Genomic DNA, 2662 nt, shown 5'->3' with positions numbered 1-2662 from the left:
GAGCGCAGGATCTTGACCTGGGCGGTCTTGGTCTTGGGGTCGGCCGATTCGAGGACGCCCTCGGCGATGACCTGGGATTCGTTCATGAACTGCTGCAGCGGATAGAGCGCTTCGATGTACGCGTGCGCCGCCGCGGGGGCGGCCAGAGCGGCGACAACCAGGCCGAAGAGCGCGCGTCTCATGATCGGACCTCCCGTTACTTGACCGCCTCGAGAACGATCCGGACCGGCGTTCCCTCGCGGGGAACGGCGGGCTTGTTCACCTTGAACTGGTGCGGGTCCTTGGCCAGCGAGGAAGGCTGGACGAGGACGGTGGCGTCGTTGTGGTACAGGGCGATGACGTTTTTCGTGTTGAGGACCCCGAGGGTCATCTTGCCCTCGGCGGGATTGAAGACCTCGCGCGAGCCGGTGAAGACCCAGGGCTTGACCTCCATCGGCTTTCCGGAAAGGACGTCCAGGACGAAGGTCTCGGCCGGCTCGCGGCGATCCTTGTCCCCGTCCTTCCACTCGACCCAGAGGCGCAGGCGTCCGCCTTCGGGCGGAGTTTTCTGCTCGTTGCTTCCGGATTTTCCGGGCTCGACGCCGATCTTCTTGAGTCCCTCGTAGAGGGCGATGGGGTCGAGGGGCGCCACGAAGACGCTTTCGTACTCCTTCCCGCCGGGCATGACGACCAGGTACTCGATGGCTCCCTTGAGCTGTTCGTACTGGTCGAACTTGGCCACGCGGGCGGCGAAGGAAATCGTGCCCTTGGCGGCGTCGATCTGAAGAGAACCGGATTCCTGGGCCGCTCCCAGGACCGGGACGAGCGCGGCGAAAATCGCCGCGAGAGCGCGCGTGGGCATGGTTCCGCCTCCCTGGCCGGGATCGACCGTCCCGGCGCCCTTTTCATATCCCACGAACGGCGCGCCGTGACGGATTTCCATTCCGGGGAAATGAGTACCCTGGCGGGCGCCGGCGTTACAGGCGGCGGGCGGAAATCAGCGTCCGGCGGGCACGGCCTCCCGGGCCAGAACCTCCTGGACGGGACGCCCCTCGATCCCCTCGGGAGCGGGGAGGCCCAGGAAGGCGAGCACCGTGGCGGCCGTGTCGTACGTCCGCACGGGGCGGTCGATGCGGAGTCCGGCGTCCACGCCGGGGGCCAGGCAGATCCAGGGGATGCGGACGTTTTCCGCCCGGTCGGGCTCCGCATGCAGGTAATGTTTCTTCGTCTTGGCCATGCCTCCGTGGTCGGCCGTGACGAGGATCGCGGTGCGGTCGAGGAGCCCCGCCTCCTCGATCGTTCGGACGATGTCCCCCACGGCGCGATCGGCGGCGCGGACCGCTTCGAGATACTCGGGTCCCATCCAGCCGTAGCGGTGACCGGCCTCGTCGGGCTCGCGCAGGTGCACGAAGGCCACGGCGTACTTCCGGCGGGGCCATTCTTCCGCAAAGACTTGGGCGAGGACTTCGGCGCGGGTGGACAGCTCTTCGGGTTTGGGTTTCGCGGGGGTTCGCGAAGGGGGGCGCGGCGGAGCCTGAGCGGCGCGGCGTTCTTTCTCCTCTTCGCGGGCCAGGAACTCCGGGTCGGTGTAGTCCTGGATCGGCGGCACGGTTTTGGGAACCGGCGGTCCGTAGATCCGGTCCACCCACCGCGGATCGGCGATGAAGTGGAACTTGTCCTTGGAGAAGTACATCGCCGTCGAAAGCCCGGCGCGGCGGGCGCGGGAGAAGATCGAGGGGTGCCGCAGATGGCCCGGCCGGTAGTTGTTCCAGACCACGCCGTGGCGGGAGAAATCCAGGCCCGTCAGCATCGACGTGTGGCTGGGCAGGGTGATCGACGGGCGGATCGTCTCCGCGGCCGGGCAGGAGGCGCCGCGGCGGGCGAGGGCGGCCAGGTTCGAGGCGCCGGCGGCGTCGATCGCGTCCGGCCGCAGGCCGTCGACGCTGACGAGGACCACATGATCGGCGATCGCCGGCCCGCGCGCCAGGGGCGAAGGATCCTCGCCCGGGACGCCGCAGGCCAGAAGAAGCGCGGGGACAAAGGCGAAAAGAAACCGGCGCCGCCGCATAGGACCTCCTTGGAGAACCGCCGCCGTCCTATCTTTCTACGCGGCTCACCGGGCGGGCGTGTGGAAGAGCGCGGAAGCCGGGATCTTCTGGCGGGGCAGCTCGGGGCCCTCCCAGAAGACCTCGAGCACCTGGTTGCCGCCGTGCTGGAAGTAAACGACCATGATGGGGTGCTTGCCGGCCTTGAGGGCGATTTCGCCCGAGGCTTCCGCGACGCCGTGGAAGTGGTCGTTGTCGGCGACTTCGTCCCGGCCGATGAAGAGTTTCGAGCCGTCGTTGGACGAGAGCGTGAAGGTGTACACGCCGTCGCGGGGGACGTCGACGTAGCCGGTGAAGCGGAACGCGTAGGCGGCGTCGCGGCCGCGCTTGGAGAGGTCGAAGGTTTCGCAGGTGCCCGTGCGCGCGGGCGTGAGGGCTCCGAAGTCGGGGAGCTTTTCGAAGGTCCCCTCGAAGTATTCGTAGGCCAGCCCCTTGATCGGCAGGGTGGGATTTTCCGGATCGCGCGGCTTGAGGAGGCGGACGGGGTCCCGGCGCCGGAAGGAGGCCGGAAGTTCTTCGGGTTTGACGGGCTGGCCCCAGACGGGCAGGGCGGCCACGTCCTGGCGGGAGATGGGCGG

4 protein-coding genes are annotated in these 2662 nt (G+C 68.3%); all 4 read right to left on the bottom strand.

Going from position 1 to position 2662, the window contains the following annotated elements; genetic code table 11:
- The coding region (locus VNO22_12705) for a hypothetical protein (GenBank protein ID HXG62234.1) at positions 1-182 on the bottom strand (182 nt) is incomplete at its 3' end.
- 14 nt (positions 183-196) lie between these two features.
- Positions 197-922 carry a YdjY domain-containing protein gene (locus tag VNO22_12700; GenBank protein HXG62233.1) on the bottom strand — a complete coding sequence of 242 codons (726 nt, stop codon included), beginning with the start codon at positions 920-922 and terminating at the stop codon, positions 197-199.
- Between the two features lie 54 nt (positions 923-976).
- Entirely contained in the window at positions 977-2047 is a 1071-nt protein-coding gene (locus tag VNO22_12695) for an alkaline phosphatase family protein (protein ID HXG62232.1), read from the bottom strand.
- A 45-nt stretch (positions 2048-2092) separates the two neighbouring features.
- Positions 2093-2662, bottom strand: a 570-nt coding sequence (locus tag VNO22_12690) for a PA14 domain-containing protein (protein ID HXG62231.1), incomplete at its 5' end; no start/stop codon positions are given.

It is taken from the genome of Planctomycetota bacterium, assembly GCA_035574235.1.
Taxonomy (GTDB): Bacteria; Planctomycetota; MHYJ01; order MHYJ01; family JACPRB01; genus DATLZA01.
Note: the sequence above shows the minus strand (reverse complement) of the source record. Positions and strands in the feature narration are given on the sequence as shown.